The 13,742-nt window shown below is 36.3% G+C and carries 19 protein-coding genes and 1 pseudogene; 2 read left to right on the forward strand and 18 right to left on the reverse strand.

The features are described 5' to 3' along the window. The 7 genes from HMPREF9171_RS104000 to HMPREF9171_RS103975 form a co-directional block, all read right to left on the reverse strand. A partial coding sequence (locus tag HMPREF9171_RS104000) for a restriction endonuclease subunit S (RefSeq protein WP_029776396.1) occupies positions 1-429 on the reverse strand: 429 nt, incomplete at its 3' end. After that, complete coding sequence (locus tag HMPREF9171_RS103995; RefSeq protein ID WP_000241218.1) at positions 419-1,924, reverse strand: type I restriction-modification system subunit M; 1,506 nt, start codon at positions 1,922-1,924, stop codon at positions 419-421. The genes HMPREF9171_RS104000 and HMPREF9171_RS103995, both read right to left, overlap by 11 nt. Before the next feature lie 344 nt (positions 1,925-2,268). Continuing rightward, on the reverse strand, positions 2,269-2,625 hold the full coding sequence (locus HMPREF9171_RS103990) for a hypothetical protein (protein WP_000240819.1): 357 nt from the start codon (positions 2,623-2,625) through the stop codon (positions 2,269-2,271). After that, a complete protein-coding gene (locus HMPREF9171_RS103985) occupies positions 2,625-2,987 on the reverse strand; it encodes a plasmid mobilization protein (protein WP_000004187.1) in 363 nt (120 codons plus the stop codon). The genes HMPREF9171_RS103990 and HMPREF9171_RS103985 overlap by 1 nt, the downstream gene beginning before the upstream one ends. Continuing rightward, positions 2,980-3,270 (reverse strand): DUF5962 family protein, encoded by a 291-nt coding sequence (locus tag HMPREF9171_RS103980; protein ID WP_000219591.1) that lies wholly within the window; start codon positions 3,268-3,270, stop codon positions 2,980-2,982. The genes HMPREF9171_RS103985 and HMPREF9171_RS103980 overlap by 8 nt, the downstream gene beginning before the upstream one ends. 14 nt (positions 3,271-3,284) lie before the next feature. Beyond that, positions 3,285-4,109, reverse strand: a complete 825-nt coding sequence (locus HMPREF9171_RS1000000114160) for a DnaD domain-containing protein (protein WP_000528331.1) — start codon at positions 4,107-4,109, stop codon at positions 3,285-3,287. Between the two features lie 8 nt (positions 4,110-4,117). Further along, positions 4,118-4,402, reverse strand: a complete 285-nt coding sequence (locus tag HMPREF9171_RS103975) for a hypothetical protein (protein WP_001287945.1) — start codon at positions 4,400-4,402, stop codon at positions 4,118-4,120. Positions 4,403-4,548: 146 nt separating this feature from the next. Between HMPREF9171_RS103975 and HMPREF9171_RS103970 the strand changes: the two genes are divergently transcribed. Then, a complete protein-coding gene (locus tag HMPREF9171_RS103970) occupies positions 4,549-5,067 on the forward strand; it encodes a helix-turn-helix domain-containing protein (RefSeq protein ID WP_000181343.1) in 519 nt (172 codons plus the stop codon). A gap of 53 nt (positions 5,068-5,120) precedes the next feature. After that, complete coding sequence (locus HMPREF9171_RS103965) at positions 5,121-6,275, forward strand: site-specific integrase (protein WP_000110712.1); 1,155 nt, start codon at positions 5,121-5,123, stop codon at positions 6,273-6,275. Between the two features lie 143 nt (positions 6,276-6,418). On the opposite strand, the gene rpsI is transcribed toward HMPREF9171_RS103965, so the two are convergent. From rpsI to HMPREF9171_RS103910, 11 genes and pseudogenes are all read right to left on the reverse strand, one after another. Continuing rightward, positions 6,419-6,811, reverse strand: coding sequence for a 30S ribosomal protein S9 (gene rpsI / locus HMPREF9171_RS103960; protein ID WP_000035940.1), 393 nt, complete (start codon positions 6,809-6,811; stop codon positions 6,419-6,421). A gap of 20 nt (positions 6,812-6,831) precedes the next feature. Further along, positions 6,832-7,278, reverse strand: coding sequence for a 50S ribosomal protein L13 (gene rplM, locus HMPREF9171_RS103955; protein ID WP_001867156.1), 447 nt, complete (start codon positions 7,276-7,278; stop codon positions 6,832-6,834). Between the two features lie 224 nt (positions 7,279-7,502). After that, positions 7,503-7,622 (reverse strand): annotated as a pseudogene (locus HMPREF9171_RS103950) (helix-turn-helix transcriptional regulator); the annotation flags it as partial. Between the two features lie 537 nt (positions 7,623-8,159). Then, on the reverse strand, positions 8,160-9,020 hold the full coding sequence (locus HMPREF9171_RS103945) for a DegV family protein (RefSeq protein WP_000143139.1): 861 nt from the start codon (positions 9,018-9,020) through the stop codon (positions 8,160-8,162). 92 nt (positions 9,021-9,112) lie between these two features. After that, the gene (locus tag HMPREF9171_RS103940; RefSeq protein WP_000716639.1) at positions 9,113-9,631 is read right to left on the reverse strand and encodes an NYN domain-containing protein; all 519 of its coding nucleotides are present in this window, start codon (positions 9,629-9,631) and stop codon (positions 9,113-9,115) included. Continuing rightward, entirely contained in the window at positions 9,628-10,383 is a 756-nt protein-coding gene (gene rlmB, locus HMPREF9171_RS103935) for a 23S rRNA (guanosine(2251)-2'-O)-methyltransferase RlmB (RefSeq protein WP_000178025.1), read from the reverse strand. The genes HMPREF9171_RS103940 and rlmB overlap by 4 nt, the downstream gene beginning before the upstream one ends. Positions 10,384-10,485: 102 nt before the next feature. Then, positions 10,486-10,872 (reverse strand): Mini-ribonuclease 3, encoded by a 387-nt coding sequence (locus HMPREF9171_RS103930; protein WP_000568031.1) that lies wholly within the window; start codon positions 10,870-10,872, stop codon positions 10,486-10,488. After that, a complete protein-coding gene (gene cysS, locus HMPREF9171_RS103925; RefSeq protein WP_000591129.1) occupies positions 10,865-12,208 on the reverse strand; it encodes a cysteine--tRNA ligase in 1,344 nt (447 codons plus the stop codon). The genes HMPREF9171_RS103930 and cysS overlap by 8 nt, the downstream gene beginning before the upstream one ends. Continuing rightward, entirely contained in the window at positions 12,205-12,387 is a 183-nt protein-coding gene (locus HMPREF9171_RS103920) for a lipoprotein (RefSeq protein ID WP_000656476.1), read from the reverse strand. Before HMPREF9171_RS103920 ends, cysS begins: the two co-directional genes overlap by 4 nt. A gap of 9 nt (positions 12,388-12,396) precedes the next feature. Next, the gene (gene cysE / locus HMPREF9171_RS103915; RefSeq protein WP_000539954.1) at positions 12,397-12,981 is read right to left on the reverse strand and encodes a serine O-acetyltransferase; all 585 of its coding nucleotides are present in this window, start codon (positions 12,979-12,981) and stop codon (positions 12,397-12,399) included. A gap of 8 nt (positions 12,982-12,989) precedes the next feature. Beyond that, positions 12,990-13,742, reverse strand: coding sequence for an SseB family protein (locus tag HMPREF9171_RS103910; RefSeq protein WP_000204782.1), 753 nt, complete (start codon positions 13,740-13,742; stop codon positions 12,990-12,992).

The following is a 13,742-nucleotide window of genomic DNA, read 5'->3' on the forward strand; positions in this document are numbered from 1 at the left end:
TTTATTAAGAGAAATTCTTTCATCAAAAGCTTTTAATATATTTACAATTTGTGACTGTACCTCAAAAGAGGGAATATCCAACTCTAAGGCGTTTAAAATTGCGGTTGTAAGGCTAGGTACTGCACTACCTACATTCATACTTGCTAGATTAAACATTTTTAACTTATAAAATAGAAATTCAGGCATTAAAATATTTTCGTCTATCTCAGTATAAAATAAAGTATCTACTGTCCAAAATGGCTTATTGGCAAAGAATAAATTTCCTAACGAACCTTTTCGTGGAATTAAAACAGATTTTTTATCATAAAGTGCGGTATCTACATATCTCATTATGCCACCTGAACCATAGACTGGGATATTCCCATCATCTAATTTTTTGTGGTCTTTACCATATCTTATCTTGGCAACTTCACCTAGCTTATATCTCAAATCCAATCTCCTCCAATCGTTGTTTGATTTCTTCTTCTAGGACATGAGACTGTTTAAACAGTTCAGACAGTTCTGTGGTTAAGCGTTCCATCTTCTCTTCAAAGGGTTCGCTATCTTCTTCCTTGTCTTCAATTCCAATATAACGTCCTGGTGTTAAGATATAGTCCTGCTCAGCAATAGCCTTGGTCTCAACGACAGCACAAAAGCCTTTTTCATTTTCCAATGTTCCTTCTTGGAAGGCTTCAAATGTCTTAGCAATCTTTTGGATGTCATCGTCCGTAAAATCTCTATGTTTACGGTCAACCATGTGACCTAGATTTCTGGCATCGATAAAGACCGTTTTTCCTTTTTGCTTTTTATTCTTAGAAATAAACCAGAGGCAGGCTGGAATAGTCACGCTGTAAAAGAGTTGGGCAGGGAGTGCTACAATACCCTCAACTAAATCATCCTCGATAATTGCTTTTCGGATGTCTCCCTCGCCACTCTGTGTTGATGACAGCGACCCATTTGCCAAAACAAGACCAATTTTCCCATTAGGAGCCAAGTGGTGGATCATGTGTTGTATCCACGCATAGTTGGCATTACTATCCGGAGGTGTACCATATTTCCAGCGAACATCATCTACTAATTTATCCGCTCCCCACTTCTTTAAATTAAAGGGAGGATTTGCCATAATATAGTCTGCCTTAAGTGTTGGGTGTAAATCATCGATAAAGGTATCTGCTTGATGAGGCCCAAAGTTAGGTTCGATACCACGAATAGCCATATTGATTTTAGCCATTTTCCATGTATCAGCATTTGCCTCCTGACCGTAAATGGAAAGATTGTTAATGTTCCCACTATGGTTTTCAACAAAAGTCTCCGACTGCACAAACATACCACCAGAGCCACAGGCTGGATCATACACACGACCATTAAAAGGTTTTAAGATTTCAACAATAGTTTTAACGATACTTGTTGGCGTGTAGAATTCCCCACCATTCTTACCTTCATAGGCAGCAAATTGTTCCAAACAGTATTCATAAGTCCGACCCAATAAATCTTTTTCATTACCATGAGCAAACATGTTGATATTAGTAAAAATATCAACCACTTCCCCTAAAACTCGTTTATCCAAATCAGGAGTAGCATAAACTTTTGGCAGAACTCCCACCAAAGATTTATTTTCCGATTCAATCTCACGCATGGCATCATCAAGAATAATACCAATCTCTGGAGAATGTGCATTTTCTGCAATGTAATCCCAGCGTGATTTTTGAGGAACAAAAAATATATTTTCTGAAACATACTCATCACGATCTTCTTCAAAACCTTCATCTTCTTTGAGGAGATAATTATATTTAATCGTAAATGAATCAGAAACATACTTTAAGAAAATCAAGCCAATGATAACTTTTCGATAATCAGCTGCTGAAATATGTCCTCGTAGCGAATCCGCAGCATCCCACAATTCTTTTTCAAAACCAATATTGGCACTTGTATTTGTCTTTACCATTATCTACTCCTGAACCGTTTTGTTTTCTATATTATACCATTTTCAAACCCTTATCTCGAACTATTTCTCAAGGGGTTTGGGGATTCTCCCCAAAATAAAAAGTAAACATCAGCTCAAAAGTGTCAGTCTGACCTTTGCTGATGTTTGTTTTTTACGATAGTGTGTATACACTATCTGAGCTCGCAAAGTCCTTTTGACATTTTAGGGCTATTGCCGTACTTAATACGGTGCCTCACATTGTCCGTACAAGGATTTTTTAGAATTACATGCTAAAAAACGCTGACCACCATCAGCGTTTTTGTTGTTTTATTTAAAACTATTCTATCAAAATGACTGAACGACTATCACTTCTTAGCTATTCGTTGCTTGTCTTCCTTCACTTGTTTCTCTACAAATTCTACAAGTTCCTCCATCAACTGACCTAATTCCATCAAATCATGTTGGGAAATTTTTCCAAACTGTGTTGCGCTTTTAGCGATGCCATTAATTGTTCTACCAACAGATAGTAACCTGTCAGTCAGCAGCTGATATTCTGGAAAACTAACTAGCCAAGTTTCAAAATCAGGTTTTAATAATTGCTTTCTAGCAAAAAGAGAAAAGTTTGAGAAACCATCTTGCTTCATTCGCTCTAACAGTTTTTGATTTTCTTCTTCAGATAAAAAGACTTGTTTAATAACGTTTCTAATTCTCCTTTTAACCATTAAGCTCCCTTAGATAATAATTTTCTTTTCTTCTGCTTGTAGTAATGAGTTAACTGCTTTTCATAATTTGAAACTAGCCTTCTGCTATAGTCCATAGCTCTGTAGGCTTGACTATCTTGAGACTGCTCTGCAATTTTAGATAATTGCCTTAAATTATTTTGAATACGTCTTAGAGAATAAATCAATTCATCAAACTGAGATTCATCAAATTGAATAAAGAGTGACGTTTCCTTAAAAAGCATCCGACGAGCGTAATTAGAGAATGTTTGTAAGCCTGTATCATTTACTAGTTGATTAAGTACTTCATTCTGCAATTCCGTCACATAAAACTTCTTTAAGATATTTCTGACACGTTCAGACATGGCGGATCATCCTTAAATACTTATCTGCCTGTTTAGTGTCATAGCATTTCAACTGCTCTACTAGTTCAAGATAGTCAGTTAATATTCTTTCTTCTAAATCAGGAAAATCATTCTCTGAGGTCTGACAAATGATTTCAAGCTGATTGGTGATTTCTCTAATCGAAAAACTGTAGTCCTCTGACTCCCCTTCATAGTCCCTCTTGAGAGCCTGATAGCGGTCGTACTCATCTTGTGACTTAAACCCAGCCACTAACATATTTTCTAATTGATAATATACTGTCATCACTAGTTATCCTCCTAATCTTTCCATATATCCATAGCCGCTATGAAATCTTCAGATACTTCCACATTTGAAATTTCTAATGGACGGTAGTCTTTTTCAGACACTATCACTTGGTCAGCAGTTATAAAACCCCTAGCTTCCCAATTCATTAGTATCCCTTTGACATAACTCATATTTTGTTTCTTTGGCTCAAGCTCAGCTGTTTTATGAATAGCTAACTGCAATAAAGAATCATTAACGGTTAGTCCGTCTAGTAATACTTTTTCATGTTGGGTTAATTCTCGATGCCATAGCGTTTCCATTAACCAGATGTCATCAGTCCGTCGTGATGAGATTGGATCACTATCTAATCCTATCTTATCTTGACTTAACTTATCTTTACCTATCCTATCTTTACTTATCTTATCTTTAATTATATTGCGGTTCCCATCTGGATCCAGACTGGTTCCAACTTGGAGCCGAGTATTTTGAAGATAATTAATCAAGCGTGGTCCTAGATTTAGACACTCCAACAACTGATTATCCTTCAGATAATCTATAAGAAGTTGACGATGACTACTCGGTATGTAACGATCTGCTTTGATGGTATTCTGCTCAAAGAAATCCTTGATAAAGTAAACCATTTCATTGTTTAACAATAGTAAATACTGCTTAAGAGTTAATAAATTCAAACTGTCCTCATTAGCGTTGATCATTCGCATAACAGGAAAAGCTTCAACAATACCATCATCATCTGCATTGACTACCAAGTGACAGTAAAGTGCCTGCGCTTCAAGTGGTAGGCGTAAAAATCGTTGTGTCTGCACTACCGTTTTACTCAACATTCGTCTATTACCCATCCTTTACCTCATCTTTCATATTGCTTCAACCAACGTGTAACCGCTCGTTTATCGTACAGAGTCACCCCATCAATGACCATTGTAGGCATTCCTTCTCGTGTCCATTTTTGAAGGGTTGTCGTTGATACATCAAGCCACCTAGAAAGAGCTGCCATCCGAACCATAGGTTTGTATAGTTCTTTATCTTCTAGCGCTCTTTCAATAGCTGTAGAGACCATTTCATCATAATGTGCCCTTAACTGTTTTTCCAAAACTTTGGGAAGTTGAACAACTAAAGTCGCTTCTTCAGACATATTATTACCTCGTTTCCATTTCTCAATTAAATAAACTCCGAATTTGTTTGTTATTCATTTTGAATTATATATTCTTTTAGAATTTTTATCAACTATTTTTATTCAAAAAGAATTAAATGTGTTATAATACTCTCAAGGAGGTATTTATGACCAATCATATTGCAAAACTGATAGAAGAGAGCGGCAAAAAACTGACTGAGATTAGTTCTGCTACAAATATCGCTTATCCAACCTTATCAGGATACAATCAAGGCATTCGTCAACCGAAAAAAGGAAATGCTCAAAAATTAGCTGACTATTTCGGCGTATCCATGGCTTACATCTTAGGACTTGATGATAACAAACAAGCACCATCAACTATGAACATTATTACGGACAGTTTTAAAATTTCCGAGATTAGTTCTGTAACACCTTTTAAAAGCGATATGGAAAAGCTGAAGAAAGGAATTGAACTAGGAGAAATCCATCTGTCTATGCCCTTAAATGACGGCTTCTCAGACGATTTTAGGCGCATTTTAGCTCGCTATTTGGTTAATAATGAAGAAGAATTCATGAAAACCTTCACCAAACACATGAATAGTTTAAAACGAGAATCAGAAATTTGGCAAACCTGGATTCAGACCGAAGAATACCGAATTAGACAAGAAGATCGACATAAAAAATAAACTAACAGTTCTCAAATACATAAGCTCCGAAAACTTAGAAACGGAGAACTGTTATGTCTGTACACAAGTACCAATCTACAAAAGGAATCACCTATTTTGTTAAAGTTTACCTTGGTCTAAACGACTACGGTAAGAAAAAATATTATACTAAACGAGGGTTCAAGACGCGTAAAGCTGCCAAAGCTCATGAAACTGCTGTTAATCATCAGTTGAATAGTGGAACTTTTGTCCATATTACTGCTCAAACAACCTACACTTACCAAGAGCTTTATCAAAGGTGGTATGAAGCTTATAAAGATACTGTTGAAGCAACTACTGCAGTCAAAACTGCCGACCTCTATCGCCTACATATTCTTCCTGTTTTTGGAGAAAAGAAAATTTCAAAAATCAGTCCTTTAGACTGTCAAACCTTCATCACTGACAAAGCCAAGACATTCAAAAACATGAAGCAAATCAAATCTTATACTTCTAAAATATTTGAATTTGCCATTAATATGAATTATATTGAACGAAATCCCATGAGCAAGGTTATTATGCCTAAACTCAAAAAAACTGTCAGTGAGAACTATTGGACAGTTGACGAGTTGCATCATTTTTTGACAATCATTTTAGAAAATGAACCTTATAAACATTATGCACTATTTCGATTACTAGCATACAGCGGGTTACGAAAAGGAGAGCTCTACGCCCTTAAATGGGAAGATTTTGATTCTGAGAATCAACTATTAACAGTTAGCAAAAGTTTAGGAAGAATAGATGGCCATGCCATTGAAAAAGGAACTAAAAATATATTCTCTGTGCGCTCTATCTATCTTGATGATGAAACCTGTTCTATCCTCAACAAATGGAAACAGGAAACTAGCAGAGAAAAGTGGCAATTATCAGTACAGCCTCTTTCTCTCGACAAAGAATTTATGTTTACATACTACAACCGAGATGGTGAGGTAGAACCCTTACACGCTGACTATATCAACAATATTCTAAAACGTATTATACGTAAGCATAATCTTAAAAAGATTAGCCCACATGGGTTTAGACACACTCACGCAACCTTGATGATTGAAATGGGAATTGACCCAGTCAATACTGCTAAACGCTTAGGCCATGCAAGCAGCCAGATGACTTTAGACACTTATAGCCATACTACAAAAGCTGGTGAAAAACAGTCAATTACAAAATTTGCAGAGTATCTTAATAAGGCTAAATGAACTAGATTTATTGCTCAGCCTCATATTGACCAAAAACCAAGTCTCGAAAGATTACCAAAAGGATTACCAAAGCACTTTTTTCATCAAAAAAGCACCTTGCGAAAACTTCGCAAAGTGCTCTGAAACGTTGATATAACTGAATATTAACGTTTTGAGAATTGTGATGCCTTGCGGGCTTTTTTAAGACCTGGTTTTTTACGTTCAACCATACGTGCGTCACGTGTAAGAAGTCCAGCACGTTTCAATGAATCGCGGAAATCTGGGTCAACTTCTAAAAGTGCACGTGAGATACCATGACGGATCGCACCTGATTGACCTGCATATCCACCACCTACAACGTTAACAAAAACATCGTATGAACCTTGAGTTGAAGTAACTGCGAAAGGTTGGTTGATAACAAGACGAAGGTCTGCGTGTGGGATGTACTCTTCTACATCTTTTTTATTGATTGTAATTTTACCAGTACCTGGAACCAAACGAACGCGTGCAACAGCGTTTTTACGGCGACCAGTACCTGCATATTGTGCTTGTGCCATTATATAATGCTCCTTTCCTCTTAGATAAGTCCTGAGATATCAAGTACTTCTGGTTGTTGTGCAGCATGTGTATGCTCACCGCCAACAAATACTTTCAATTTCATACCTTGTGCACGTCCAAGAGTGTTATGTGGAAGCATGCCTTTAACTGATTTTTCAATCAAACGAACAGCATTTTTAGAACGAAGTTCACCTGCTGAGATTTGTTTCAAACCACCTGGATACATTGAGTGAGTGTAGTAGATTTTATCTGATGCTTTTTTACCAGTTAATTTAACTTTTTCAGCATTGATAACAATCACAAAGTCACCTGTATCAGTGTGTGGTGTGAAAGTTGGTTTGTTTTTTCCGCGAAGTACGCTAGCAACTACTGCAGAAAGACGTCCAAGAGGTACATCTGTTGCGTCAACAACGTACCATTTGCGTTCAACTTGGCCTGGTTTAGCCATGAAAGTTGTTTTGTTCATGATTTCTCCTATACGAATTCGTTTTTGTTTACAGGTGTGGATGTTCCGGTCCACGAGAGTATTTGAAAGGTTCCGGGGCCTTACAAATGGGGTAAACAATACCGCTTATAATCATATCAAAATAAGGTAGCATTCGTCAAGTTATTTCTTTTATTTTATCAATTTTCATCCCAAAATAAATCATCTACAGTTTTATTCAAAGCTTGACACAATTTAATCGCTTAATTATAGTCTCCTTTTTCAATGGCGGCTATTGTCTGACATGATACACCGACCTTTTCAGCTAGAGACTGTTGTAATAAATCCATACTAGCTCTAGCTGTCTTTAAGCGTAAATTTTTCATATTACTATCTGTCCTTATACTTATGGTAGTACACTGAAATTCCCATAGCTATCAATGATATTCCTATAACTGCTAAAATTGCATCATCTCCCCTTGAAAAATAAGTAGCAATATCAACCTTCCTAGTAAAAGCATCAATAAAATAGTTATTCCTATGAGGGCAAATGCGCCAGCAACAAAAACATTTTCCAAAAACTTTCATCAACAAACGGAGAGACGCTTTTTAGATTAGAAGTCGTAACAAAATAGAAATACCACTAAATAAAGTTAATATTATTATAAAATCAGGTGACACACTCCCCCTTATTAGCTTTCCAAAAACACTTTCAAGCCATGAGATAAAAACCATCGTCTAAAAACATTTTTGATAACTTTGTAAAACCAATTGTTGTTGTCGTTCATCATATTGAGGATAGTTCTTATTTTATTTTTCATAATAGGTCTCCTACTATTTTATAGTTTCATAGCATCATATAAAATACATTTTATAAAATGTATACTAAAAGAACATAACGTACTGTTATGCCCTTTGATTTGTTATCGGTTTTCTTCCCCTAAAGAGAATAGAGCTAAAGCACCTGAGCCCACATGAGCTGAAATGACTGGCCCTAATGGACGAATAATAACTTCTTCAATACGCTCATCTGCTAATAACTGTTCTTTCATAACTTGAGCTGAATCTTTCTCTCCACTATAGGCAATAATTAAAGTGCTATAAGATAGTGTTTTTGTTGCCTGAGTCACAATCTCTTTAATACCTTTTTTACGGCCCCTTGTCTTGGCAAATGGTACTAATTTACCCTCACTATCTAACTTAAGTAATGGTTTAATCTTAGCAACACTTCCAATGATAGCTGCACCTTTTGATAAGCGACCACTACGCATTAAATGGTTGAGATCGTCAACTAAAAAGTATGTGTTTAATTTAGGGAGAAGTGATTCAATTTTTTGTTTCACTTCTTCTAAAGACTTACCTTCTTGTCGCTCTTTAGTTGCTAACATTGCTAAGACACCCTCACCACATGAAGCTGCCATTGTATCCACAATCTCAATTTGAGCATCAGGATATTTGTCTAAGACCATCTCACGCGCAATAGTTGCACTCTGGTAAGTTCCTGATAAATGTGAAGATAGCGCTAAATATAACAAGGAATGGTCATTTTCTGCATAGGTTGAAAAAACTTCTTCAAACTGACCAACGTTAATTTGGCTTGTTGTAGGCTTTGCTCCCTCTTGCATACGCTCCAACAAGAAGTCACTAGTAATTTTTTCGTCTCCGACTGTCTCATAAGTCTTTCCATCAAGTTCAATGGTTAAACCTATAATATCGACATTGTGCTCTTGAGCCCACTTTTCATCTAAATCCGATGTCGAATCCGTTAGTATTTTAAAAGTCATTGTTACCTCAATCTATTATTTTTATTTGATAATCAAAGTAGTTCCAATATTATATCAAAAAAATTGTTGGCTGGCTAATAAAGTGTTAGGTTTTACATACCATCTAAAAAATCCTTGAGTTTTCCTAGTTGTTCATCATTCCACGGCCTTAACTTTGGCGTACTCAAATCGATTTGACTGGACATCTTATCCAAATCTGATTTTACTGTCGCTACACGCTGTTCCAATTCTCTAGCCGAGACACGTAAAGCACCCTGAGAAAATATAGTCCATTGTTCATTTAAATCACTGGTAGCAACGGAGACTAAATTTAACACAGATTGATTAAGTTCTGCCGCTGCTCGTTCAATATAGCTATCCGCAGTTTCGTCCTCCTCAGTAAAGATAACGGATATTTTGTATTGGTCATAACGTTGACGTACACCAGGAACATACTGGGCATCAAATACACAAATAATATCAATGTGTTCGAAATGTGCGTAATGATTTAGCTTGCTAAGTAATACTTCCCTTGCTTCTTCTAAACGATTGCTTTTAAAAAGCTGTCGAGTATCTTTCCAAAAAGCAATCATATTGTAGCCATCAACGAGTAAGATAGAATGTTTTTTCATAGGCGGTTTCTAAATACTTCATACATCAAAATAGCCGCTGCGACACTGGCATTTAAACTCTGAACATGACCATTCATAGGAATTGTAATCATTTCATCTACTTGCTTTTTGATATTATGAGAAATACCTTTTCCTTCATTACCAATAACTAGGGCTAATTTACCTTTGGTATTCCACTTATGCGATGGTGTCCCATTCATATCAGTACCAAATATCCAGAAGTCCTTATCTTTTAAAGTATCCAAAGTTTGACTGAGATTAGTTACCCTTGCGATAGGAACATGTTCAACAGCTCCTGTAGATGTCTTTGAAACCACTGGGGTCACTCCAACAGAACGATGTTTGGGGATGATAATACCTGTTACATTGGTTGCATCAGCTGTGCGTAGAATAGAACCTAGGTTATGAGGGTCGGTCAGACCATCAAGGATTAAAATTAGAGGATTTTCTTCATTCTCTGCCTTTGTCATTATCTCTGATAAATCCGCATAGGCAAATTCCGAAACTTTTAGAACGAATCCTTGGTGAACTCCACCATTTGTCATGTCTGATAAGGTTTTTTTAGGAGTCCAGGAAATGGATACTTTTTTTTCAGTCGCTAGTGCTTTGACTTTATCAACGTTCTTTCCTCTTAAGTCATCTTGTAAGTATAATTTATTACCAGTATTAGCTCTTAAACTCTCTGTCACAGCATGTAAGCCATAGACAAGGTCACTTGATTCTTCTTTAAATTGTTTATCTTTCATAGTCATATTATATCATGAATGCTATAGCATAAAGCTTTTTATAGCAATATTTTACCAACAAATCCTAATGTCTCTATAAAAAAGAGAGGATATAGCCTCTCTTTTTGTTTATTTTTCAATGGTTTCAATACACCACTGTATTAGAGTTTCCAAGCGCTTTATCTGACCAGTCATATCCAAGTACCCCATAAGAGCCTCAAAACCTGTAGACATGCGATAGGTAATAATATCAGCATTTTTAGCTTTTGTATGACTATTCGCATTACGTCCTCGTTTATAAATTAACTGCTCTTCATCAGTTAAAATATTTTCTTCTAACATGGTATTAATTAACAATGCTTGGGCATTAGCAGAAACATATTGCGTTGCTTTCCGATGTAACTGATTAGGTTTGGTAAAACCCTGCATAATTAAATGGCGTCGGATATACAAAGAATAAACTGCATCTCCTTCAAAAGCTAAAGCAATACCATTAATCAAACGAACATCAATCACGAGTCCACCTCACGCCATCCTTAGTATCTAACAATTTAATTCCTTGTTTTGCTAATTCATCTCTAATACGATCAGCAGTTGCAAAATCACGATTAGCTCGTGCTTCTTGGCGTTGTTCTATTAAAGATTCAATATCAGCATCAAGAACTTCCTCTTGGAATACAATACCAAAAATTTCTAATAATTCAGCAAGGGTTTCCTTAACTTTTGAAGTATAGTGTCCTGAGTTAATCCATTTTGCCATTTCAAAGATAACAGTAATACCGTTTGCTGTATTAAAATCATCATCCATCGCTTCTTGAAATGCTTTCACAAATTGCTCTAATTCTTCATCATTAGCATTCTCTTGGATTGGTAAATTGAAAGTATTTTTTAAATATTTAAGGTTAACTTCCGCATCATGAACGGCCTTTTCAGTGAAATTTACGGGTTTACGATACTGTTGTGTCGCTAAGAAAAAACGTATTACTTGTCCGTCAACGCTCTTCAACATATCGTGAACAGTAATAAAGTTACCAAGAGATTTAGACATTTTCTCGTTATCAACGTTAACAAAACCATTATGCATCCAGTAATTTGCAAAGGTCTTACCTGTTTTAGCTTCAGATTGTGCAATCTCATTCGTGTGATGTGGAAATTCTAAATCAGCTCCTCCACCATGGATATCAATAGTATCACCAAGGATCTCAGTTGCCATAACAGAACATTCAATATGCCACCCTGGGCGCCCTTTCCCCCAAGGACTTTCCCATGAGACTTCCCCAGATTTAGCTGATTTCCAAAGTGCAAAATCTAAAGGATTCTCTTTAATCTCTCCTTCACCATCAACACGACCACTTGCACCAATCTCTAAATCTTCCAAAGTTTTATTGGCTAATTTTGCATAATGATGTGATTTACTTACTCTAAAATAAACATCTCCATTAGCTTCATAGGCAAATTCCTTATCAACTAAAACTTTAACAAAATCAATAATCTCATCCATATAGTCAATAACTCGAGGATTTTTTGTAGCAGGTTTGACACCTAATGCAGCAACATCTTCCATAAATGCTGAAATAAACTTATCTGAAAAGGATTTTGTATCCATACCTGCTTCAGCTGCACCTTTTATAATTTTATCATCAACATCAGTAAAGTTAGAAATATAATTGACTTGGTAACCACAATACTCAAAATAACGACGAATAGTATCAAAAGCTACTACACTGCGGGCATTCCCGATATGTATATAGTTATAAACCGTTGGCCCACAGACGTACATGTTGACTTTACCTTCATTGAGAGGTATAAAATCTTGTAAACTGCGAGTCATAGTGTCGTAAATTTTTATCATGGTTTTTCCTTTTTCTGTTTTTGATAAGCTTTATACAAACGAACAACATACATTAAAACAAAAGCAGCCCAAATAATTCCTAAGAGAGGGTTACCTTGTGCAAACTTTAAATAGCTTAAACAAGCTGCTGCTAGTATACCTAAGATTGATAATATTTGAGTTGTTACATAATCCTTCACAAATACCTCCTAAAGTTTGGACGAATAATAACTTTCTTCTCGATCATGTTCAATACTTCGGATTTGAAGATCATCCTTTTGACCATGGACACGGACAACTTTAGCTGGAACACCAACTACTGTTACGTCTGCTGGCACATCTGCAAGGACAACTGCTGCAGCACCAACTTTAGCATTTTCTCCAACCTCAATTGGACCGATGATTTGAGAATGTGCTGAAATTAGCGCACCTTTACGTATGGTTGGGTGTCGTTTGCCTTTGTCTTTACCTGTGCCACCCAATGTAACCCCATGGTATAGCATAGCACCTTTCTCTACAATAGCAGTTTCTCCAATGACCAATCCTGAACCGTGGTCAATAAAAACCCCTTCCGAAATCGTCGCTCCGGGATGAATTTCAATTTGTGTCCAGAAACGCCAAAATTGACTGTGCATACGTGCTAACAATTTAAAATTATGATTCCATAAAAAATGAGATAGCCTATGAGCTGCAAGAGCTTTTATTCCTGGATAAGTTAAAATAACTTCTAGAGAACTACGAGCAGCTGGATCTTGTTCTTTGACAATAGCTATACTTTCTTTCCACCACCCCATAGTTATCCTCAATCGTTTTCTACATCAGACCAATCAACTAAAACTTGTTGTTCATCAAATGGATTGATGGCTACTCCAAAGGTATCATCAATCTCATTTTCTCCATTACGCGGTTTATAAATATCGTCAATCGTCCAGGCTAAAATTACTCCTTGTGCTTTCCTAAAAGCACCACCAAAATCATTATGGTTATACCATTTTTCAAAACTTAAAAGGTTTGAGAATACTGGAACATAACTTTTTCCTTCGGGGGTAGACATTGTAGGGAAAAGACGGTCAAAACTACCTTCTTCACGTGGATGGACAAAGGCAGGTACCAAGTAGGTTTTATCCATGATATCGGCAACAATGTTATCTTCATTTAACAACTGATTTAAGATTGTGGTGTAATTGTTCATAAATTGCACCATATCTTCACAGTAGAAAATAGTCGAGTTCCCAAAATCGCCTTCTTTTTTTAAATTATAGACCAATCCTGCTAAGCCATGTGAAATAGCTTCATCAAGAACGTCTAAACTACGACGACTCTCCCAAAACATATCTCGAGCACTTTCTTGCTCCTCTTTGAAATGATTAAGATCAGTAATATCCGTAAAAACAGGAACAACTTCTTGACCATCTACTTGAATAGCATAGGGTTCCTTGCTTGCCCAAACCGTAGAGTGGTGCAAGGCATTCACAAGACCTATGCTATCTAAAAAATTATCCGGTGCATTGATAAAAGCACGCAATCTAATGTCTAACTCGTTTGTACTTGTCAT

Origin of the sequence: Streptococcus agalactiae ATCC 13813 (genome assembly GCF_000186445.1) — a bacterium.
Classification (GTDB): Bacteria; Bacillota; Bacilli; order Lactobacillales; family Streptococcaceae; genus Streptococcus; species Streptococcus agalactiae.